Below are 20,774 nucleotides of genomic sequence, written 5' to 3' on the forward strand. Positions count from 1 at the left end.
GCGTGCCACGCGTGCTCGGTGATGCCGAGACCGGGGAACGGTGACGTCGCCGATCGTTGCGAACCGCGTCGCGGACTCCTGGATCACCAAACCCCTTTTCCACAAACAGGATTGGGCGATGACGCGGCCGCGAATCTCGAGCCGCAAACCGCTGACGTCGGTGACCACCATCCGCGACGCGGTTCGAAACGATCGTCGACGGTCGACCGTTCACCGGTCTCGGCATCACCGAGCACGCGTGGCACGCCGGTCTGGTGGGCTCGCTGCGGGTGCTGCCGCGGATGGGCCCGGCGGCGCGGATGGTCATGCCCTGATCAGGGCATTGCCTCCGCCCAGGCGATGTGCCCGGCAAACTGCAGCGACCTCGCCATCTCGCCGTAGCGATTCTTCAAGTCCGCGTACGCGGCGGCGTCTCCGCGGGCGTGCGCCACAAGAGCTCTCAGTCGCAACAGCCAGATGTCGCGCATGGCCGAACCGTCGGTCGGCGCCGCCGCCAACCGATCGATCGCGGCCTCGGCCTCGGCGACGTCGGCGTCGGTCCCGCGGTCCAGCAGCGTCTCCACCAGGACCCCCGTCGCCGGAAAGCCCCAGGCTCCGCACATCTGCTGCCCGTCGCGGAACAGATCGTTGACGGCGGCGCGCACGAGCAATACGGCTTCGTCGCGATCTCCACCCCGCGCCCGCTCCCGCGCCAAATACGCGTCGACGAACCGCAATTCGCCCAGGTTCGCTCTGCGGCGCCGGAACATGTCGCTGAGCTCCGCCAGCAGCTTCTGGCCGCGCTCACGGTCGGCAGCCGCCGGCCGGTGCATCAGCGCGACGCCCGGCGCCATCTGGGTGAAGGCCAACGCGACGTCGTCACCGGATCGTTCAACGATCCGCAGCGCATCTTCGCTCTCGCGCACGGCCCGATCGTCGGCCGCCAGGACGCCGAGCGGGATGCCCGGGTTGTAGATGTAGGCGACGACCAAGGCGTATGACATGGGGTCGGCCTTGCGGGCCATGGCGAGGCCCTGCTGCTGGTCGTCCTGCCATCCGGGTAGGCCCAGGCTGATCCGGGCGAGCGCCCGTGTCGTAAGGGCGACCGCCAGGGGGGACCCTACGAAGAAGTTGCCCTTGGACGGGTCACCGTTAGCCAGGTCGATGACCGCCTGTGACCACCGCAGCACGTCGGACCACTGATTGTTTTCCATCTTGGCGAAGATCAGCGAAACGGACAGCCCCACCGTCAAGGTCGCGTCGCCGAGCGCCTCGGCGAGCGTCCAGGCTTCGGACGCCAGCTCCGCGGCCTCGGGCGCCCGGGCCTGATGCGCGTGCTCCATCACCAACCCGGCCATCCCGATGGCCAGTGACACCTTGTCCCCGACGGCGGCGCACAACTCCCGCAATTCGTCGAATCGGTCGGCGACCCCGCGCGCGTTGATCCGCCAGGCGATCCCGCACAACATGGTGCGCGGGGCGATGCGCATGGTTGCCCGATGGGGGTCCTCCGCGGGCAGCCGGTCGGCGATCGTTTGGGCTCGCTCCCAACTCAGTCGAGCGGCGTTCGCGTCGCGGTTGGTGGCCCACGTCGCCGCACGCATGTGCCAGCTGAATGCGGCATGCGGATCACCGGCGGCCTCCAGGTGCTCGGCGATCAGCGCCGCGTTCTGGTCGACCGTCGCCTGGTCGCGGGATTCGATCGCGGCGGCGACACGCCGGTGTAGCTCGGCGCGATCCGATCGCAGCTGTGATTCGTAGGCCACGGTGCGGATCAGCGGATGGCGGAACACGTACCTTGGTTCCCCGGTGAACGTGATCTGGTCGATGAGCTCGGCCGCCAGCAGGTCGTCCAGGCTGGGTTCAATGCCAAGCGTTTCCAGCAGGTCCGGGCTGAATCGCGACCCGATCACCGCCGCGGCGCTCAGGGTGCGCTTGGCCGCCCAGTCCAGGCGGTCGATACGCGCTGCGATAGTCGCCTGCAGCGTGACCGGCACGCGGACTTCGGTGACCGCCGCCGCCGATACGTAAGCACCGCGGTTGCCGCGCAGCACACCGCGCTCGGCGAGGTCGCGCACCATCTCCTCGACGAAAAACGGATTACCGGCGGCGCGCTCGGCGATCAAGGCCGCCAAGTCGCCGACCGACGGGTCCGGCCCGAGCAGCTCGCCGGCCAGTGCCGCGGCTTCCGAATCACTCAGCGGCGCAAGGGCGATGGTCTGCGCGCCGGTCACCTTGCTCAACGGGCCCCGATATTCGGGACGGTAGGTGAGCAGCACCAGCGAGGGTGTCTGCGGGGCCACCGCGACGAAGTCGGCCAGCATCGAGCCGCTGACCTGGTCGATCCAGTGCACGTCCTCGATGACATAGACGGCCGGGGATTGGCGGGCCAGCAACGCGGCATTGACCAGCGCCGTCAACCGCCGCCGCCGGGCATCCGGGTCGATTGTCGGCAGCGCGACGTCGGGATCGGCGATGCGCAACAGGTCGTCGAGGAGCAACAGGTCATCCGGCTCGGCGTCGGGCACCCGCGACCGCAACTCCGCGCGCGCTTCCGGCGGGTCGAGATCGGCCACCCGGAAGCTCGCACGCAGCATCCGCGCCACCAAATAGAAGGGGACGTCGCTTGCGTGCGATTCGCAGAAGGCGGTGAACACGTCGACACCCCGGGCCGCCGCCATCGCGGTGACTTCGCGCGCCAGGCGGCTCTTGCCGATGCCCGGCAACCCCACGACACTGACGACGGCGCCGTGCACGTCGATCGCGCGCTCCAGCAACCCCTCGATGGCCGACATTTCCCACTGCCGACCGACCAGATTCGACTCGGCACGCCGGACGGCACGATGGTCATCGCCCGCGCCCAACAGCCGATGGGCCCGGACCGGCGCGTCGACACCCTTGATTTGAACCAGCTCGGATTCACCGATAGCCGCGGCGCCCTCGACAAGCCGTGCGGTCGACGCGCTGAGCATCACCGCACCCGGCGGGGCCACCGATTCCATCCGCTGAGCGAGGCCGACCTGCTCGCCGATGGCGGTGTAACCGAACGGCCCGGAACCGATTTCGCCGGCGATCACCTGACCGGAATTTAGGCCGACGCGCAACCGCAGTTCGATGCCGTCGCGCTTGTCGACCTCGGCGGCCAACCGGGTGGTTTCTTCCTGGATGCCCAGTGCCGCGAGGCACGCCCGGAGGGCGTGGTCCTCCAACGCGACCGGCGCGCCGAACACGGCCATGATGCCGTCGCCGGTGAACTTGTCGACCGTCCCGCCGTACCGCTCGACAACCGCGGCACAGCGATCAGCCAGATCCGCCATGATTTGCAGCAGCCGTTCCGCACCGACCGCGGAAGCGATTTCCATCGAGCCGACCACGTCGGCGAACAGGACCGTGACCTGCTTGTACTCGGGGTGGGCGTCGCCGTCTTGGACTGCCGAGCCGCAGCTGTGGCAAAACCGCGCGTCCTTGAAGGGCTCCGTGCCACACATCCGACACAGTGCTCCGGCCGTCATCCGACCTCCGCCAATTCGGGCCCCCGATCGCTGGGTGCTCTAAGGATATGTTGCCGCGGCCACAAGAGCATGTTTGATATCAGTGTCGGCGATTTTGACCTGCGGGGATGACGATCGGTAAGCTGCTCGGTTGGCGTGCGGTACGCCGGGGCCTCGGGTCAATGTCGGTCGCCGAGAATTAGCCCCACCGCGGACGCCTGACTGGCACCCGGCTCGACCCGGGATCCACACCCTCGTACAAGAGGCCTGAGAAGAGAAGGTAAGCGCTGTGCCCACTTACGCGCCAAAGGCGGGTGACACCACGCGGTCGTGGTACGTCATCGACGCCACGGACGTGGTGCTTGGCCGCCTTGCCGTCGCGGCAGCCAACCTGCTGCGCGGCAAGCACAAGCCGACGTTCGCCCCCAACGTCGACGGCGGTGACTTCGTCATCGTCATCAACGCCGAAAAGGTCGCCCTGTCCGGCGACAAGCTGCAGCAGAAGCTGGCCTACCGCCACTCGGGCTATCCCGGCGGCCTACACAGCCGCACCACCGGCGAGTTGCTGGACAAGCACCCGACCCGCGTCGTGGAGAAGGCGATCGTCGGCATGCTCCCCAAGAACAAGCTCAGCCGGCAGATCCAGCGCAAGCTCCGCGTCTACGCAGGTCCGGAGCACCCCCACACCGCTCAGCAGCCGGTTCCGTACGAGATCAAGCAGGTGGCCCAGTGACCGAGACAACCGAGGCGCTCGAAACCCCGGAGACCCCGGAGACCCCTGCGGCCCCCGAGGCCGAGGCTCCCGCCGCCCGCCCCGCCGAGGCGTTCGTCTTCGAGCGGCCCATCCAGACCGTCGGGCGCCGCAAGGAGGCCGTGGTGCGGGTGCGCATCGTGCCCGGCACCGGCAAGTTCGACCTCAACGGCCGCAGCCTGGAGGACTACTTCCCCAACAAGGTGCACCAGCAGCTCATCAAGGCCCCGCTGGTCACCGTCGACCGTGTGGAGAGCTTCGACGTCTTCGCCCTGCTGCACGGCGGCGGACCGTCGGGTCAGGCCGGCGCGCTGCGCCTGGGCATCGCCCGGGCGCTGATCCTGGCCTCGCCCGAGGACCGGCCCGCGCTGAAGAAGGCCGGCTTCCTCACCCGTGACCCGCGTGCCACCGAGCGCAAGAAGTACGGGCTGAAGAAGGCGCGCAAGGCGCCGCAGTACAGCAAGCGCTGATCAGCATCACTTTTCGGCCGCAAAACCGCATCGTGCGGCGTGTCTGCGCGCGTTCGTGCCTGGTTTCGGTCAGAAAAGAACGGGCACGTTAGGTGTCTGAGCGTCAACTGTGAGAGGTTTTACCGCATGGGTCGACTATTCGGCACCGACGGTGTTCGCGGGGTCGCCAATCGCGAGTTGACCGCCGAGCTGGCGTTGGCCCTGGGCGCCGCGGCGGCCCGGCGCCTGGCGAGTTCGGGCGGACCGGGCCGGCGGGTGGCCGTGATCGGTCGCGATCCGCGGGCCAGCGGCGAGATGCTGGAGGCCGCGGTGATCGCCGGGCTGACCAGCGAGGGCGTCGACGCGCTGCGGGTCGGGGTGCTTCCCACCCCCGCGGTGGCCTACCTGACCGGGGCCTACGACGCCGACTTCGGGGTGATGATCTCCGCGTCGCACAACCCGATGCCCGACAACGGCATCAAGATCTTCGGCCCCGGCGGTCACAAGCTGGACGACGCCACCGAAGACCAGATCGAAGAGCTGGTTGCGGCGGGACCGGGGCTGCGCCCCGTCGGCGCCGGGATCGGCCGGGTCGTCGACGCCGAGGATGCGGCAGACCGCTACCTGCGCCACCTGTCCAAGGCGAGCACGCTGCGCCTGGACGGCCTGACCGTGGTGGTCGACTGCGCCCACGGCGCGGCGTCGTCGGTGGCCCCGCGCGCCTACCGCGCGGCCGGGGCGCGGGTGATCGCCATCAACGCCGACCCCAACGGGCTCAACATCAACGACGGCTGCGGTTCGACGCACCTGGACGCGGTGAAGGCGGCGGTCGTCGACCACCGCGCCGACCTGGGCCTGGCCCACGACGGGGATGCCGACCGGTGCCTGGCCGTCGACGCCAACGGGGAGCTGGTCGACGGCGACCACATCATGGTCGTGCTCGCGCTGGCGATGCGGGACGCGGGCGAGCTGGCCTCCGAGACGCTGGTGACCACCGTGATGAGCAACCTCGGGCTGCACCTCGCCATGCGGTCGGCGGGCATAGCCGTCCGCACGACCGGCGTCGGCGACCGCTATGTGCTGGAGGAGCTGCGGTCCGGCGACTACAGCCTGGGCGGCGAACAGTCCGGGCACATCGTGATGCCCGCGGTGGGCTCCACCGGCGACGGCATCGTCACGGGACTGCGATTGATGAACCGCATGGCGCAGACCGGCGCCTCACTGGCCGACCTGGCCTCGGCGATGCGGGCGCTCCCGCAGGTGCTGATCAACGTCAAGGTGGCCGACAAGGCCACCGCAGCCGCGGCGCCCTCGGTGCAGACCGCTCTCGAGCAGGCCGAGGCGGAACTGGGTGACACGGGCCGAATCCTGTTGCGCCCCTCGGGAACCGAGCCGATGATCCGGGTCATGGTGGAGGCGCCCGAAGAGGATGTGGCGCAGCGGGTCGCCAGCCGGGTCGCCGAAGCTGTGAGCGGCGCGCGCTGATCCCTTAGCGGGGAACCCCGGCGCGCCATCAGGCGTCGGATTAGGCATGAGATTCGATAGCTCGGTAGTGCTCAACGTCGCTGACCGGATGGACGCGGCCGCCGATCTCCTCAACCGCGCGGTGGCAGATCACTTGGCGCGGTTGACTTTCGGCGGTGCTGTCGCCGGCCGGGCGCACACCGCGCGCGGCGACGCCCTGCGGGTGCAGCTGGAGCGACTGGCGGCCGAGGTGACGCGGTGGTCGCGCGCGGCGGCAGAGACGGCCGCGGCCCTGCGGGCGGGCGCCGAGAACTACGCCGACGCAGAGTTGTACGCCGCGGCGCGGATCGCCTGATCGTGGCCGACCGGTTGGACGTCGCCGAGCGCCTCGCCGAGGGCCACTCCGCCGTCGAGCACACCGAGGCTTACGTGCGGGCCTGCCACGCGCTCGGCTATCAACATCCCGGCCTGACGGCGCATCCCGCCCAGGTCCGCGAGTGGTACGACGGCGAGGAAGGCCTGGACCTCCGCGTGCTCGACAACGACTGCGCGGAATTGCGGGCCGCGGCCGCGGCGGTCATGGAGGCGCTCGGGCTGCAGCGGACGCAGCTTGCCGAGCTCGCCGGGGCATGGCTGGGGTCGGGCGGCGACTCCGCGGTTCGGTTCCTGGAGCGCCACTGTGACGCCGCGAGCGCGGTGGCCGCCGAGGTCCGCGCTGCGGCCCAGCGGTGCGAGTCGCTGCGCGACAACCTGTGGTACCTGGTCGATTCCAAGGTCGCGACGGCCATCGCCATCGACGAGGGCACGCGCGCGCAGCGGCCGGCGTGGTTGGCCGCGGCCGCCGCGGTCACGACGGGCGCGGGGGATCGGGTCGGCGCCGAGGAAGTGGTCCGTCAGGAGATAACCCCCTACGTGGACAACGAGATTCGCGACGACTGGCTGACCACGATGCGTTCGACGGCCGAGGGGGTGGACACGTCCTACGCCATGGTGATCGACCGGATGGCCGCCGCGCCCGCGGCGTGCTTCGAGGTGCCCGGCGATCTCGGGCCCGGCCGGCAGCCCCACCCGTCGAACCCGCCGGCCGCGCCCCCGCCGTCCGCGGCCGGCTCGTCGGGGCGGGCGGTCGCGCCGACCCCGCTTCCCGGGCCGCCGGCGGATCCCGTTGCGGCGCCGGCGTTGTCGACCACCCCACCGGCGTTGCCCGACCTGGGGGCGGCGTCGGCATTGCCCGCGGGTGAGGCGGGCGGCGGCCCGGGCGGGCTCGGCGGGCTCGGCGGGCTCGGCGCGCTGGCCAATCGGATCGTCGATGCGATGGGCTCGCTGCTGGGCCCGCCAGACGACCAGGCGGCCGTCGACGACGCGTTCGACGAAGGAGATCCGTTCCACGACCCGAAAGACGTTGCCGAGGAACATGACTCGGAAGAGGCCAGGCCGGTGCAGGAGGGTGAGCCGGTTGACGAGGCGGCGGCCCCGGCGGCAGCGGCGGCTCAGCCGGTCGACGCGCCGGTGCCGGCCGCCGCGCCCGCGCCAGTGCCGGCGCCGCCGCAGCCGGCACCGGCGCCGCCGGCAGCCGAGGTATCGACGCCGTGCGAGATTGCCGCGGACCAGCTTCCGCAGGCCGGGCAGTGACGGCTCAGGCGGGCCGCATCTCGAGTACGTCCTCGACGAAGCGCATGGCTTCGCCGGGGTCGGCCGCCAGGGGGTTGACCAACAGCGTCGTCACGCCGGACTCGGCGAAGGCGGCCAGGCGTTCGGCGACGTATCCGCGGGGGCCGACGAGCGACATCCCGCGCACCAACTCGTCGGGCACTAACGCGGTGGCCTCGCGCTTGCGGCCCGACAGGTACAGCTCCTGGATCCGGTCGGCGACTTCGCCGAAGCCGTAGCGCGTCGCCAGGTTGTGGTAGAAGTTGCGGCCCTTGGCGCCCATCCCGCCGAGGTAAAGGGCCAGCTGCGGCTTGCTCCACGCCAGCCGGTCTTCCACGTCGTCGCCGATCGCCAGCGACGCGTGCACCATGACGTCGAGCGGCCCCAGCGCCGGGTCGCGCTTGGCGGCGCCGGCGGCCAACGCGTCGCCCCACACCAGGTGGGCCTTGTCCGGAAGGTAGAAGACGGGCTGCCAGCCCTCGGCGATCTCGGCGGTGAGCTCGACGTTCTTCGGGCCCAGCGCCGCGATCGAGATTGGAATTCGTTCGCGCACAGGATGATTGATCAGCTGGAGGGCCTTTCCCAGCCCGGTTCCGCGGTCCGCGGGCAACGGGATCTGGTAGTGCTTGCCGGCGTATTGCACCCGCTCGCGGCGCCACACCTGCCGGCAGATCTCCACGATCTCGCGGGTGCGGCCCAGCGGCGCGTCGAACTCGACGCCGTGGAACCCCTCCATCACCTGTGGCCCCGAGGTGCCTATGCCGAGGCGAAATCGCCCGTCAGACACGAAGTCCAGGCCCGCGGCGGTCATCGCCAGCAGCGACGGCGTGCGGATGTAGATGGGCAACACCCCCGACGCCAGCTCGACGGTGTTGGTCTTGGCAGCCAGATACCCGAGCTGGCTGACGGCGTCGAAGGCATACGCCTCGGCCACCACCGCGACCTCGATGCCGGCCTTCTCGAGTTCGACGACGCGGTCGACGGCCTCGTGAAAGCCGCCCGAGTAATCCAGAGCGATCCCGATTCGCATCAACGACTCTTACCACGGGCGTCGCGGCGCGCGGGCCGCGGGCGCGGCCGGGCATTAGTGCATCTCGTGGATGACCAGCCACACCAGCAACGCCACAACAGCGGCGAGGAACAACGCCAGCAACGCGAGTCCGTACACCATCGCGAACCGTTCTCGGCGGTCGAGCTTGCCGGAGGCGTACTCGTCGACGACCAGGGCGCCCAAGCCAAGCCTCCCAACAAGGTTCAGCCATTCGTCCTCGGTGACCAGATGGGTGGGGCCCTGTATCGACGAACGCGCTACGTTGCGGCGCCAGGCGTATCGGAATTGCTTGCCGCTCCACGCCGAATCTCGCAGTGGCGCGGTCCCGATCCTCAGGGCGGGCGCACCGGGAACCTGCAGGAGTAGCAGGGACTGCGTGTACTCCTTCTTCGGGGGGCCTTCGGGGTCATCGGGCACCATGCGTGCGTATCTGGCCGGTGTCGCGTCGATCTGGGCGAGCCCACGCGAGGCAACGACCCGTTCGGCGCCATCGACGACCCCGATGGCGCCCTCGACGCCGAAGTCGAGGATCAGGGGCGGCGGTGGCGGCACCTCGTCCAAGGGGGAGGGGACCGGAATCAGCTCACAGCGGACGGGATTCACCGACCGAGCCGATCCGTCGTCGCCGAAAGCCCGATCCATGGGCGCACGCTAGCACCGACCAGGCGCTACCGATCCCTACCCGCGGCGCGCTACTTCAACAGCGCCACGACCTTCTCTTCGAGCGCGACCGGCTCGGCCTCGCGGTCCACCGGAACGGTCCGCGGCAGCTTCACGTCCGGATCGGCGAAGTCGCGATACTTCTTGTCGCCGCCCAGCGCGTAGAGCAGGTATCCGGTCAGCAGCGCCCGGACCGATCGCTGGGTGCGTCGGTGTGGGCCCGGCAGCCCGACCGCCTTCGTCAGTCGCCGACCCTCGATGAGCCCCCCGGGCTGGGCCTTGGCGACGATGCGCAGCGTGGCCGCCTCCCACGCGGCATCCAGCGCCAGGGCGTTGGAGTTCAACGACTTCGGGTCGCCCGGCGCGGTCAGGATCAGGCCCGGGACCTTCAGCGCCGCGGCGGGCTGCTCGGCCGGGGGACTGGTGACCGCCGGGAAGAGCGCCGCGACGGCCGCGGGCTTGTCGGGCATCCCGGCCGCGGCGAACACGGCGGCCGAGCCGCCGAAGCCGTGCCCCACCACGCCGAGCTTGGCGGGATGCACGCTGATGTTGCCGGGCCCCAGGCGCACGCCCGCCACGATGTCGAGGGCGGTACCGAGATCGAAGCCGAAGTTCAGCACGGAGGGCGCCAGCCCGCGCTGGGTGTCGGGGGCACCGGCCACGATGCCCCAGGAGGCGAGGTGCTCCAGCAGGCCCGAATAGCGAGCCGCGCCGGCCAGCCAATCATGGCCGAACGCGATGCCGGGCAGGTTGAGGCCGGCTTCGGGCGTGTAGACCACTCCTGGCAAACCGGCGAAGGCCAGGTCGCCGCGCAAAACCCGGTGCGGGCCACGGCGGCTGAGGGCTGCGACGAGCTTGCGGGTGCGGGCCACGCAGTCGACGTTAGCGCATGGCGTACTAGGCGATGACCTCGATCACGCCCACCCGCCACAGCACCGCGTAAAGCTGACGCAGTGGGATGCTCAGCAAATGCGCGGCCGCGTCCGCCAAGGGGTCGCCCCCGGCGCCGATCGGCGACCGGCGAGGCCGCTTCGGCGCCGGCTTGACGGCCGCTCGGGCCGCGGGCGGGCTGGTCGCCACGTCGTCGTACAGAACAGCGGTCATGGTTCCCTCCTGGAAGCTGTTACGCGGGCGAAAGATTCAAGAGTTGTCTTTATCTGAATGCGGAAGACGCCCGATATTCGATTTGCTTTTGCGTTCACAGATTGCGGAAAATGACGCGTCTCCGGATTAGCTGAACAGTCGTCATTCATGATCTGACGAGTGTCAGTGCCGTCCCTTTCCGCTGGCCCGATGCCATAGATTTCGCAGTTCGCATTACTCCCCGGTGGTTGCCAGTACTAGCCGATGTCGCGAAGCTTAAATGCACAGTTCGCTGCAGCAATGACGCGCCCGAAAACGTCGGCGATACATCAGGTGAAATGAGCTTCGGGTTTATGAATAAGGCATGAATTCAAATGAACCCGCGGTGACGTCGGGTGGTCGGGCCTGGCGTGGGATTCCGGTCCGCGTCGCCGGCCTGACGGCGGAGTGCCCGGGTTAGCCCCAGGTCAACCGCGTAAAAGCGGTTTGCCGGGATGCCTGCCGTACCCTAGTCAGAATGTGCGGGATCGTCGGCTACGTCGGGCAGCGCCCGGCCTGCGAGGTCGTCATGGACGCGCTGCGCCGGATGGAGTACCGCGGCTACGACTCGTCGGGAGTCGCGCTGGTCGACGGCCACGGCAAACTCACCGTGCGGCGACGTGCCGGCCGGCTGGCCAACCTGGAGGCGGCCATCGAGGAAGCGGCCGCGACGGCGCCGCAATCGCTGGCCGGCACCACCGGCCTGGGCCACACGCGCTGGGCCACCCACGGCCGGCCCACCGACCGCAACGCGCACCCGCACCGCGACGCCGCGGGCAAGATCGCGGTCGTCCACAACGGCATCATCGAGAACTTCCCGGCCCTGCGCCACGAGCTGGAGGCGGCCGGGGTCGAGTTCGCCAGCGACACCGACACCGAGGTCGCGGTGCACCTGGTGGCGCAGGCCTACCGAGATGGAGCGACTGCTGGTGATTTCACGGCCTCGGTGCTGGCGGTGCTGCGCCGGCTCGAGGGCCACTTCACCCTGGTGTTCGCCAACGCCGACGAGCCGGGCACCATCGTCGCCGCCCGCCGCTCCACCCCGCTGGTGATCGGCATCGGCGACGGCGAGATGTTCGTCGGCTCCGACGTGGCGGCGTTCATCGAACACACCCGCAACGCCGTCGAACTCGGGCAGGACCAGGCGGTGGTGATCACCGCGGACGGCTACCGCATCACCGATTTCCACGGCAACTCCGACGTCGAGTACCGCGAGTTTCATATCGACTGGGACCTGGCCGCGGCCGAAAAGGGCGGCTACCCCTACTTCATGCTCAAGGAGATCGCCGAGCAGCCCACCGCGGTCGCCGACACGCTGCTCGGGCACTTCGTCGACGGCCGGATCGTCCTGGACGAGCAGCGGCTCTCCGATCAGGAGCTCCGCGAGATCGACAAGGTCTTCGTGGTCGCCTGCGGCACTGCGTACCACTCGGGGCTGCTGGCCAAGTACGCGATCGAGCACTGGACCCGGCTGCCGGTCGAGGTCGAGCTGGCCAGTGAATTCCGCTACCGCGACCCGGTGCTGGACCGCAGCACCCTGGTCGTCGCCATCTCGCAGTCCGGGGAAACCGCCGACACCCTGGAGGCGGTCCGGCACGCCAAGGACCAGAAGGCCAAGGTGCTGGCGATCTGCAACACCAACGGCTCGCAAATCCCGCGCGAATGCGACGCCGTGCTCTACACCCGCGCCGGCCCCGAGATCGGCGTGGCATCGACGAAGACCTTCCTGGCGCAGATCGCCGCCAACTACCTGGTCGGCCTGGCGCTGGCGCAGGCGCGCGGCACCAAATACCCCGACGAGGTCCAGCGCGAGTACCGCGAGCTGGAGGCGATGCCCGACCTGGTGGCCCGGGTGCTCGCGACCATCGAGCCGGTCGCCGCGCTGGCGCATCAGTTCGCGCAATCGTCGACCGTGCTGTTCTTGGGCCGGCACGTCGGCTACCCGGTGGCGCTGGAGGGCGCGCTGAAGCTCAAGGAACTGGCCTACATGCACGCCGAGGGGTTCGCCGCCGGCGAGCTCAAGCACGGCCCGATCGCGCTGATCGAGGACGGCCTGCCGGTGATCGTCGTGATGCCCTCGCCCAAGGGTCAGGCCACGCTGCACTCCAAGCTGCTCTCCAACATCCGCGAGATCCAGACCCGCGGGGCGGTGACCATCGTCATCTCCGAGGAGGGCGACGACACCGTGCGCCCCTACGCCGATCACCTGATCGAAATCCCGTCGGTGTCAACCCTTCTGCAGCCGCTCTTGTCGACCATCCCGCTGCAGGTGTTCGCCGCGTCGGTCGCGCAGGCCCGCGGCTACGACGTCGACAAGCCGCGAAACTTGGCCAAGTCCGTCACCGTCGAATAGTCTCTCCGCGCGGACAATTCATCCGAGTGAAGGGGAGGCACGTTGTCGGCCGATGGTCCGTCGCCGCGGGGGAGACGCTTCGGAAGGGTCTTGATCATCGGCCTGGTGGTCCTCTTCGTTGCGACCTATGCGATTACGGTGGGGCTCTACTCCAAGTCCGGGTGCGGCTGCCCCCGTCAGGTCACCGAGGGCCAGCCGGCGCCCGACGGCACCACCGTGACAGTCGATCTGCAAGAGCTTCAGTCGGTGAAGGGCGGGCTGACCGGCAACGTCACCGTGTCGCCCGGGCCCGAGCTGTTGGATCCGCTGACGGGCGGCCTCAAGGAGGACCTCACTGTCGCCGTCCATTCGGCGGTGTCGCCCACCCGGCGGACCTGGTCGAAGGGCATGGTGCCGGGCGTGATTCCCGTCCCGCTGACCATCACCGGGGACCCGTCGGATTACCCGTTCGATCACTACCATTCGGGGCCGGTCACGGTCGACCTTCTGCACGGGGCCTCCCAAGTGCCGCAACGGGCGTCGGTGACGTTCGTCGACCGCCTTCCTGGTTGGCGCGTCGACATACCCGTCAGCGGCAAGTCGGACATCCCCGCGCCCTACCGGGTGGAGCTGCACCGGTCGCCGAGCACGGTGGCCTTCGCCGCCGTCATCGTCGCCATGCTGATCGCGCTCGCCTCGATAGGCCTCTTCGTCGGCGTGCAGACGGCGCTCGACCGGCGCAAATTCCAGCCGCCGATGACGACGTGGTATGCCGCGATGCTGTTTGCGGTTATGCCCCTGCGCAACGCTCTGCCCGACTCACCGCCCATCGGGTCGTGGATCGACGTGACCGTCACGCTGTGGGTGATCGTCGCGCTGGTGAACGCGATGCTGCTCTACATCTACTGCTGGTGGCGCCACCTGCGACCCGAGGCGTCTTAGCCGAAGTGTTACCGCGTCACGCCAGGCGTGCCAAAGTGGACCACGTGGCGAACGCATCGGTCGGGACACGGCTGCGGCGAATCTGGTTCGCGGTGTGGCGTTTCGTCGTCACCGCGCCGCTGACCTACACCTGGCTGGTGGTGCTGGCGATCACGACGATCATCCAGAACGAACTGCCCGGGCGGCAACTGCACTCCGTGCTGTTGCACCGCTCCACCAACATTCACGCGCTCGGCACCGACCCGCTCGACGTGCTGTTCTCCAGCCTGCTGTGGATCGACGGCAAGAACCTGGAACCGTACCTGCTGCTGTTCTCCCTTTTCCTCGCGCCGGCCGAACACTGGCTGGGCCAGCTGCGTTGGCTCACAATAGGATTGACCTCGCACATCCTGGCCACCTATATCAGCGAGGGCATCCTGTACTTCGCGATCGAGGAGCACGAGGCGCCGGAACGGCTGGTGCACGCCCGCGACATCGGGGTCAGCTATTTCCTGGTCGGCGTGATGGCGGTGCTGACCTATCACATCGCGCGGCCCTGGCGCTGGGGCTATCTCGGCGTGCTGCTGGTCATCTTCGGGTTCCCGTTGCTGACCATGACCCGCCACGGGGTGAACTTCACCGCGATCGGTCATTTCGCCGCGATCCTCATCGGGCTCTGCTTCTATCCGATGGCCCGCGAGCGCAAGCGCCCGCCGCTGAATCCGGCGAAAATCAGGGCGGCTTTCCGGCGAATCGGAACGCGCGAGGGCTAGGCGATGGGGCGGCAGGTACGCGCGCTCTACGGCGCGTCGCTGTCCCCCGACGCCACCGCGTTCGCCCACCTCGTCGACGACGGCGGCTATCCCCATGCGGTGCAGCGCTTCCTGCGCGGCCGCCGGGCCAGCTCGTCGCGCAACGTCGAACTCCCGGTCGAGGGCCCGGTCTCACGGGTGATCCACTCCGCGGACGGGCACTGGCTGGCCTGCGAGGTGGCCCCGGAGGGCTCCACCCGCCGGCAGATCTGGGTCGTCACCACCGATCCCGACGACCGGATGGCCTGGCGCATCGACCGCGAAGAGGCCGGCACCGCCGAGCTGATCGGGTGGGACGGCACCCGGGTGGCGGCGATCCTGACCGGTGAGGACGGGGTCGGGCAGTCCTGCCTGATCGATCCGGCCGACGGCAATTGCGTTGTGCTGGACCGCCGTTCCGGCGCCCGGCTCGTCGACGCGTGGGCCGGGGCGGCGCTGATCCGGGTCGGGCCGCGCGGCTACCAGGAAATGGTCATGCTGCACGGGGAGACCGAAATCGCCCTGTTGCCTTCAGATCCCGGCTCGGTGACGGCCAAGGGCGTCATCCTCGACGACCACCATCCGCGCCGCCTGCGCTACGGCCCGACCGGCGAGCTGACCAGGCTGTACCGTCCGGGCGCGGGCGGCGACGGGTACTTCCGGGCCTTGCTCATTAGCGACAACGGCTGCGAGCACGCCCGGCTGGTGGAGGTCACCGCCACCCTGGACGGGGTCAGCTACTTCGTGGTCGCCGAGCGGCCCGACTGCGATCTGGACGAGTTCGTCGTCAGCGACGACATGTCCACCGTCGCGTTGCTGTGGAACCTGCATGGCCGCAGCGAGTTACAGATCCTGCACTACACCGACTACTCGCTGGCCGAACCGATCCCGCTGCCCGGCGACGTCGCCGGCGAGCTGACCATCAGCGCCGGCGGCTCGATGGTGGCGATGACCGTGCAGGGCCCGGCGATGCCGCGAACCGTCGAGCTGTTCGACACCCGCATGCGGGCATGGCAACTCATCGACTCAGAACCCAGTCGCGGCCCGATCGCCTCGGGCTTGGCCGCCCGGCCGTCCCTGGAGACGATCACGGCACGCGACGGCCTGCAGCTGCCGTCCTGGCTATACCGGGCGACCGAAACCTGCTCAAGCGCTTTGGTTTACCTGCACGGCGGCCCGGAGGGCCAGGCCCGCCCCGACTACAGCGAGATCTTCCCCGAACTGCTGGACGCCGGGATCAGCGTGCTGACGCCGAACGTGCGCGGTTCCGGCGGGCTGGGCCGCAGCTTCGTGCACGCCGACAACAAGGGCAAGCGGTTCGCCGCCATCGACGACGTCGCCGACTGCGTGCGCTTCCTGGTGGACAACGGGCTGGCCGACCCGGGACGGATCGCGTGTGCGGGCTGGTCCTACGGCGGCTACCTGACGATGGCGGCCCTGACGTTTCACCCGGACCTGTTCGCGGCCGGCGTCACCATCTGCGGCATGAGCGATCTGACCACGTTCTACCGCCACACCGAGCCGTGGATCGCCGAGGCCGCCTACCCGGAGTACGGCCACCCTGTCAATGACCGCGAGCTGCTCGAGCGGCTCTCGCCGCTGCGCCGGGTCGACGCGCTGACCGCGCCGCTGCTGGTGGTGCACGGCGCGCACGACACCAACGTCCCGGTCAGCGAGTCGGAACAGATCGTCGACGCGTTGCGGCGCGCGGGCCGGCCGGTGCGCTACCTGTTGTTCGCCGACGACGGCCACGAGATCACCAAGCGCGAGAACCGCGCCGCCCTGGCCGAGGCGATGACCGCATGGCTGACCGAGGCGTTCGCCCGGCGCGCCTAGGGCATGGAATGCTTGCGTTGATGCGGCACTACTACTCCGTAGACGCCATCCGCGACGCCGAAGCGCCGCTGCTGGCCAGCCTCCCCGACGGCGCGCTGATGCGCCGCGCGGCCTTCGGGCTGGCCACCGAGATCATCGCCGAGCTGACCGCCCGCGCGGGTGGCGTCGCCGGCCGGCGGGTGTGCGCGGTCGTCGGCTCGGGCGACAACGGCGGCGACGCGCTGTGGGCGGCGACCTTCATGCGCCGCCGCGGGGCGGCCGCCGACGCGGTACTGCTCAACCCGGAGCGCACCCACCGCAAGGGGCTGGCGGCGTTCCGCAAGGCCGGCGGCCGTGTCGTCGAAAGGGTTTCGCCCGCAACCGATCTCGTGATCGACGGCGTCGTGGGCATCTCCGGCTCCGGCCCGCTGCGACCGGCGGCGGCCGAGGTGTTCGCGGCCGCCGCGGGAATCCCGGTGGTCGCCGTCGACATCCCCAGCGGCATCGACGTGGCCACCGGCGCGATCACCGGCCCCGCGGTACACGCGGCGCTGACCGTCACCTTCGGTGGGCTCAAACCCGTGCACGCGCTGGCCGACTGCGGGCGGGTCAAGCTGATCGATATCGGCCTCGACCTGCCCGAGACCGACCTGCTGGGTTTCGAGGCCGCCGACGTCGCGGCCCGCTGGCCGGTGCCCGGGCCGCACGACGACAAGTACACCCAGGGGGTGACGGGCGTGATGGCCGGCTCGTCGACCTACCCCGGCGCCGCCGTCCTGTGCACCGGCGCCGCCGTCGCCGCCACCTCCGGCATGGTCCGCTACGCGGGCAGCGCGCACACACAGGTGCTGGCGCACTGGCCCGAGGTGATCGCGTCGCCCACCCCGGCCGCGGCCGGGCGGGTGCAGGCGTGGGTGGTCGGGCCGGGCTTGGGCACCGACGAAACCGGGGCCGCGGCGCTGTGGTTCGCGCTGGAGAGCGACCTTCCGGTGATCGTCGACGCCGACGCGCTGACCATCCTGGCGGCCCACCCCGAGCTCGTCATGAGCCGCGCCGCGCCCACGGTGCTGACCCCGCACGCCGGTGAATTCGCCCGGCTGGCGGGCACGCCGCCCGGCGACGACCGGGTGGCCGCGTGTCGCAAACTGGCCGACACGTTCGGCGCCACCGTGCTGCTCAAGGGCAACGTCACGATCATCGCCGACCCAGGCGGACCGGTCTATCTCAATCCTGCCGGGCAGTCCTGGGCGGCCACGGCCGGTTCCGGAGACGTGCTCTCGGGGATGATCGGCGCGCTGCTGGCGTCCGGTTTGCCGGCGGCCGAGGCCGCCGCGGCCGCGGCGTTCGTGCACGCGCGCGCGGCCGCGCTCTCGGCCGCCGACCCGGGTCCGGGCGAGGCGCCGACGTCGTCGTCGCGCATGGTCCCACACATCAGGGCGGCGCTGGCCGCACTGTAGCCGTCACCGAGAAAGGACTCCCGCTTTGGCCAGACGAGACCGCTGGGTGCCGTCACATTCGATCGCGCCCGCCTACACCACCCGCTTGTTCACCGCCCCAATCCCCGCGCTCCGGCTCCCCGAGGAGTCCATGGATCCCGAGGCCGCGTACCGCTTCATCCACGACGAGCTCATGCTCGACGGCAGCTCGCGGCTGAACCTGGCCACTTTCGTCACCACCTGGATGGATCCCGAGGCCGGGAAGCTGATGGCCGAGACGTTCGACAAGAACATGATCGACAAGGACGAGTACCCGGCCACGGCGGCCATCGAGCAGCGCTGCGTCTGCATGGTGGCCGACCTTTTCCACGCCGAGGACCTGCGCGACGACGACCCGAACAGCGGGATCGGGGTATCCACCATCGGGTCCAGCGAGGCGGTGATGCTGGGCGGGCTGGCGCTGAAGTGGCGCTGGCGGGCCAAGGTCGGAAAGGGTTGGGAGAAGCGCACTCCCAACCTGGTGATGGGCTCGAACGTCCAGGTGGTGTGGGAGAAGTTCTGCCGCTACTTCGACGTCGAGCCGCGCTACCTGCCGATGGAGGAGGGGCGCTACGTCATCACCCCCGAGCAAGTCGTCGACGCCGTCGATGAAGACACCATCGGGGTGGTGGCGATCCTGGGCACCACCTACACCGGTGAGCTCGAGCCGATCGCGCAGATCTGTGCGGCGCTGGACAAGCTGGCGGGCGGCGGAGGCGTGGACGTCCCCGTGCACGTCGACGCCGCGAGCGGCGGCTTCGTCGTACCCTTCCTGCACCCGGAGCTGGAGTGGGACTTCCGGCTGCCGCGGGTCGTGTCGATCAACGTCAGCGGCCACAAGTACGGGCTGACCTACCCCGGCATCGGGTTCGTGGTGTGGCGCAGCGCCGAGCACCTGCCCGACGAGCTGGTCTTCCGGGTCAACTATCTCGGCGGAGACATGCCGACGTTCACCCTGAACTTCTCCCGGCCGGGCAACCAGGTCGTTGGCCAGTACTACAACTTCCTGCGGCTGGGCCGCGAGGGATACACCAAGGTCATGCACAGCCTTTCGTCGACCGCGCGCTGGCTCGGCGAGCAGCTGCGAGAGGGGGAGCACTGCGAGCTGATCTCGGACGGCTCGGCGATCCCGGTCGTTGCGTTCCGGCTGGCGAAGGACCGCGGTTACACCGAGTTCGACGTCTCGCACGAGCTACGGGGGTACGGCTGGCAGGTGCCCGCGTACACCATGCCCGAAAACGCCACCGACGTGTCGGTGCTGCGCATCGTGGTGCGCGAGGGGCTGTCCGCCGACCTGGCCCGAACCTTGCACGACGATGCGCGCGCCGCCCTGGCGTCGCTGGACAAGGTCAAGCCGGGCGGGCACTACGACGCCCAGCATTTCGCCCACTGAGCCTCTCTGCTTGTCACATCCGTCACATTGTCCCCGGCGCGGGAGGGATGTCTCTTTGTGCCCGCCTCAGAGCGACAGCCCGGATGCGGTGGCGATTTGTCGCGGTGAGGCGGGCGCATCGTGGGCCGCCCCGAACGGGTGACCGCCGTGCCGGCTGAGGGCGAGGCGCGCTTCTCCCCGAAGGGGTCTGGGACAATGGGGGCCATGAAAGGGCCCGCCGCCGTTACGCCGATCTCCCTGACGCCCGGGGTCCTCGCCGAGGCCGTGGTGGACCTGGGCGCCATCGCGCACAACGTGCGGGTGCTGCGCGAGCACGCCGGTGGCGCGGGGGTGATGGCCGTGGTCAAGGCCGACGGCTACGGCCACGGCGCGACTCGGGTCGCCCGCGCGGCACTGGCCGCCGGGGCGGCCGAGCTGGGGGTCGCCACCGTCGACGAGGCGCTGGCGCTGCGCGCCGACGGGATCACCGCGCCGGTGCTGGCGTGGCTGCACCCGCCCGGCATCGACTTCGGCCCCGCGCTGCTGGCCGACGTGGAGATCGCCGTGTCCTCGGTGCGTCAGCTCGACGAGGTGACCGACGCGGTGCGCCGCACGGGACGAACGGCGACGGTGACCGTCAAGGTCGACACCGGGCTGAACCGCAACGGCGTCGCCCCGGCGAACTACCCGGCGATGCTGACCGCGCTGCGCCAGGCCGTCGCCGAGGACGCCATCCGGCTGCGCGGGTTGATGTCGCACATGGTGTTCGCCGACCAGCCCGAGAACCCCATCAACGACGTTCAGGCCCAACGGTTTTCCCACATGCTGGCGCAGGCGCGCACCGAGGGCCTGCGGTTCGAGGTTGCGCACCTGGCCAATTCGTCGGCCACGATGTCGCGCCCCGATCTGGCCTTCGACCTGGTGCGTCCCGGCATCGCGGTTTACGGGCTGAGCCCGGTGCCCCAGCTCGGTGACATGGGGTTGGTCCCGGCGATGACGGTGAAATGCGCTGTCGCGCTGGTTAAATCGATTCGCGCCGGCGACAGCGTGTCCTACGGGCACACCTGGACCGCGCAACGCGACACCAACCTGGCGCTGATGCCGATCGGGTACGCCGACGGCGTGTTCCGCTCGCTGGGTGGGCGCCTGGAGGTGCTGATCAACGGCAGGCGACGCCCCGGTGCGGGACGCATCTGCATGGACCAGTTCGTCGTCGACCTCGGTCCCGGGCCGCTCGACGTGGCCGAGGGCGACGAGGCGATCCTGTTCGGGCCGGGCACCCGGGGCGAGCCCACCGCACAAGAGTGGGCAGACCTGCTCGGCACCATCCACTACGAAGTGGTCACCAGCCCGCGGGGACGGATCACCAGGACCTATCGCGAGGCCGAAACCATTGAGCCCTGACAAAACCCGCAGGCGCCACGGGGGCAGAGCCTGGCTTGCGGGAGGGG

General features: G+C 69.9%; 17 protein-coding genes. 12 read left to right on the forward strand and 5 right to left on the reverse strand.

Translation table 11 applies throughout. The features are described from left to right. Positions 1–314: 314 nt before the first annotated feature. Positions 315–3,491: an adenylate/guanylate cyclase domain-containing protein gene (locus tag A5706_RS28690; protein WP_068138927.1), complete on the reverse strand. Its 3,177-nt coding sequence runs from the start codon at positions 3,489–3,491 to the stop codon at positions 315–317. A gap of 268 nt (positions 3,492–3,759) precedes the next feature. On the opposite strand from A5706_RS28690, the gene rplM reads away from it, so the two are divergent. The 5 genes from rplM to A5706_RS28715 all read left to right on the forward strand — a co-directional run bounded on the left by rplM (position 3,760) and on the right by A5706_RS28715 (position 7,766). Further along, positions 3,760–4,203: a 50S ribosomal protein L13 gene (gene rplM / locus A5706_RS28695; protein ID WP_068138930.1), complete on the forward strand. Its 444-nt coding sequence runs from the start codon at positions 3,760–3,762 to the stop codon at positions 4,201–4,203. Next, positions 4,200–4,691 carry a 30S ribosomal protein S9 gene (gene rpsI, locus A5706_RS28700; RefSeq protein ID WP_082964706.1) on the forward strand — a complete coding sequence of 164 codons (492 nt, stop codon included), beginning with the start codon at positions 4,200–4,202 and terminating at the stop codon, positions 4,689–4,691. The genes rplM and rpsI overlap by 4 nt, the downstream gene beginning before the upstream one ends. A gap of 126 nt (positions 4,692–4,817) precedes the next feature. Next, complete coding sequence (gene glmM / locus A5706_RS28705) at positions 4,818–6,155, forward strand: phosphoglucosamine mutase (protein ID WP_068138931.1); 1,338 nt, start codon at positions 4,818–4,820, stop codon at positions 6,153–6,155. Between the two features lie 46 nt (positions 6,156–6,201). Continuing rightward, positions 6,202–6,489 carry a hypothetical protein gene (locus tag A5706_RS28710; protein WP_068138934.1) on the forward strand — a complete coding sequence of 96 codons (288 nt, stop codon included), beginning with the start codon at positions 6,202–6,204 and terminating at the stop codon, positions 6,487–6,489. A gap of 2 nt (positions 6,490–6,491) precedes the next feature. Beyond that, positions 6,492–7,766 carry a hypothetical protein gene (locus tag A5706_RS28715; protein WP_068138937.1) on the forward strand — a complete coding sequence of 425 codons (1,275 nt, stop codon included), beginning with the start codon at positions 6,492–6,494 and terminating at the stop codon, positions 7,764–7,766. 4 nt (positions 7,767–7,770) lie between these two features. Here the strand turns inward: A5706_RS28715 and A5706_RS28720 are convergent, their stop codons facing one another. Genes A5706_RS28720 through A5706_RS28735 form a run of 4 tightly spaced genes read right to left on the reverse strand, consistent with a single transcriptional unit; the run spans position 7,771 to position 10,599 of the window. After that, positions 7,771–8,814, reverse strand: coding sequence for an LLM class F420-dependent oxidoreductase (locus A5706_RS28720; protein ID WP_068138940.1), 1,044 nt, complete (start codon positions 8,812–8,814; stop codon positions 7,771–7,773). Positions 8,815–8,868: 54 nt separating this feature from the next. Beyond that, positions 8,869–9,477 carry a hypothetical protein gene (locus tag A5706_RS28725; protein ID WP_068138945.1) on the reverse strand — a complete coding sequence of 203 codons (609 nt, stop codon included), beginning with the start codon at positions 9,475–9,477 and terminating at the stop codon, positions 8,869–8,871. Positions 9,478–9,527: 50 nt separating this feature from the next. Next, on the reverse strand, positions 9,528–10,367 hold the full coding sequence (locus A5706_RS28730; protein WP_068138948.1) for a dienelactone hydrolase family protein: 840 nt from the start codon (positions 10,365–10,367) through the stop codon (positions 9,528–9,530). 25 nt (positions 10,368–10,392) lie between these two features. Continuing rightward, positions 10,393–10,599 carry an Rv1535 family protein gene (locus tag A5706_RS28735; protein WP_068138951.1) on the reverse strand — a complete coding sequence of 69 codons (207 nt, stop codon included), beginning with the start codon at positions 10,597–10,599 and terminating at the stop codon, positions 10,393–10,395. A gap of 496 nt (positions 10,600–11,095) precedes the next feature. Between A5706_RS28735 and glmS the strand changes: the two genes are divergently transcribed. The 7 genes from glmS (at position 11,096) to alr (ending at position 20,727) form a co-directional block, all read left to right on the forward strand. After that, positions 11,096–12,970: a glutamine--fructose-6-phosphate transaminase (isomerizing) gene (gene glmS / locus A5706_RS28740; RefSeq protein WP_068138954.1), complete on the forward strand. Its 1,875-nt coding sequence runs from the start codon at positions 11,096–11,098 to the stop codon at positions 12,968–12,970. Between the two features lie 90 nt (positions 12,971–13,060). Next, positions 13,061–13,891 (forward strand): DUF4436 domain-containing protein, encoded by an 831-nt coding sequence (locus tag A5706_RS28745; RefSeq protein ID WP_068138956.1) that lies wholly within the window; start codon positions 13,061–13,063, stop codon positions 13,889–13,891. A gap of 44 nt (positions 13,892–13,935) precedes the next feature. Then, positions 13,936–14,643, forward strand: coding sequence for a rhomboid-like protein (locus A5706_RS28750; protein WP_369831970.1), 708 nt, complete (start codon positions 13,936–13,938; stop codon positions 14,641–14,643). 3 nt (positions 14,644–14,646) lie between these two features. Next, positions 14,647–16,497, forward strand: coding sequence for a S9 family peptidase (locus A5706_RS28755; RefSeq protein WP_068138958.1), 1,851 nt, complete (start codon positions 14,647–14,649; stop codon positions 16,495–16,497). 20 nt (positions 16,498–16,517) lie between these two features. After that, on the forward strand, positions 16,518–17,933 hold the full coding sequence (locus A5706_RS28760) for an NAD(P)H-hydrate dehydratase (RefSeq protein ID WP_068139097.1): 1,416 nt from the start codon (positions 16,518–16,520) through the stop codon (positions 17,931–17,933). Between the two features lie 25 nt (positions 17,934–17,958). Then, positions 17,959–19,344: a glutamate decarboxylase gene (locus A5706_RS28765; protein ID WP_068138961.1), complete on the forward strand. Its 1,386-nt coding sequence runs from the start codon at positions 17,959–17,961 to the stop codon at positions 19,342–19,344. A gap of 204 nt (positions 19,345–19,548) precedes the next feature. Beyond that, positions 19,549–20,727, forward strand: a complete 1,179-nt coding sequence (gene alr, locus A5706_RS28770) for an alanine racemase (RefSeq protein WP_068138963.1) — start codon at positions 19,549–19,551, stop codon at positions 20,725–20,727. Positions 20,728–20,774 lie beyond the last annotated feature (47 nt).

It is taken from the genome of Mycobacterium sp. E796, from assembly GCF_001672815.1.
GTDB lineage: Bacteria > Actinomycetota > Actinomycetes > Mycobacteriales > Mycobacteriaceae > Mycobacterium.

What these genes read in the sequence shown, in the direction of transcription:
- A5706_RS28690 (WP_068138927.1), bottom strand. Translation starts at nt 3,491, where the DNA reads ATGACGGCCGGAGCACTGTGTCGGATGTGTGGCACGGAGCCCTTCAAG.
- glmM (WP_068138931.1), top strand. Translation starts at nt 4,818, where the DNA reads ATGGGTCGACTATTCGGCACCGACGGTGTTCGCGGGGTCGCCAATCGC.
- A5706_RS28710 (WP_068138934.1), top strand. Translation starts at nt 6,202, where the DNA reads ATGAGATTCGATAGCTCGGTAGTGCTCAACGTCGCTGACCGGATGGAC.
- A5706_RS28720 (WP_068138940.1), bottom strand. Translation starts at nt 8,814, where the DNA reads ATGCGAATCGGGATCGCTCTGGATTACTCGGGCGGCTTTCACGAGGCC.
- A5706_RS28725 (WP_068138945.1), bottom strand. Translation starts at nt 9,477, where the DNA reads ATGGATCGGGCTTTCGGCGACGACGGATCGGCTCGGTCGGTGAATCCC.
- A5706_RS28735 (WP_068138951.1), bottom strand. Translation starts at nt 10,599, where the DNA reads ATGACCGCTGTTCTGTACGACGACGTGGCGACCAGCCCGCCCGCGGCC.
- glmS (WP_068138954.1), top strand. Translation starts at nt 11,096, where the DNA reads ATGTGCGGGATCGTCGGCTACGTCGGGCAGCGCCCGGCCTGCGAGGTC.
- A5706_RS28755 (WP_068138958.1), top strand. Translation starts at nt 14,647, where the DNA reads ATGGGGCGGCAGGTACGCGCGCTCTACGGCGCGTCGCTGTCCCCCGAC.
- A5706_RS28760 (WP_068139097.1), top strand. Translation starts at nt 16,518, where the DNA reads ATGCGGCACTACTACTCCGTAGACGCCATCCGCGACGCCGAAGCGCCG.
- alr (WP_068138963.1), top strand. Translation starts at nt 19,549, where the DNA reads ATGAAAGGGCCCGCCGCCGTTACGCCGATCTCCCTGACGCCCGGGGTC.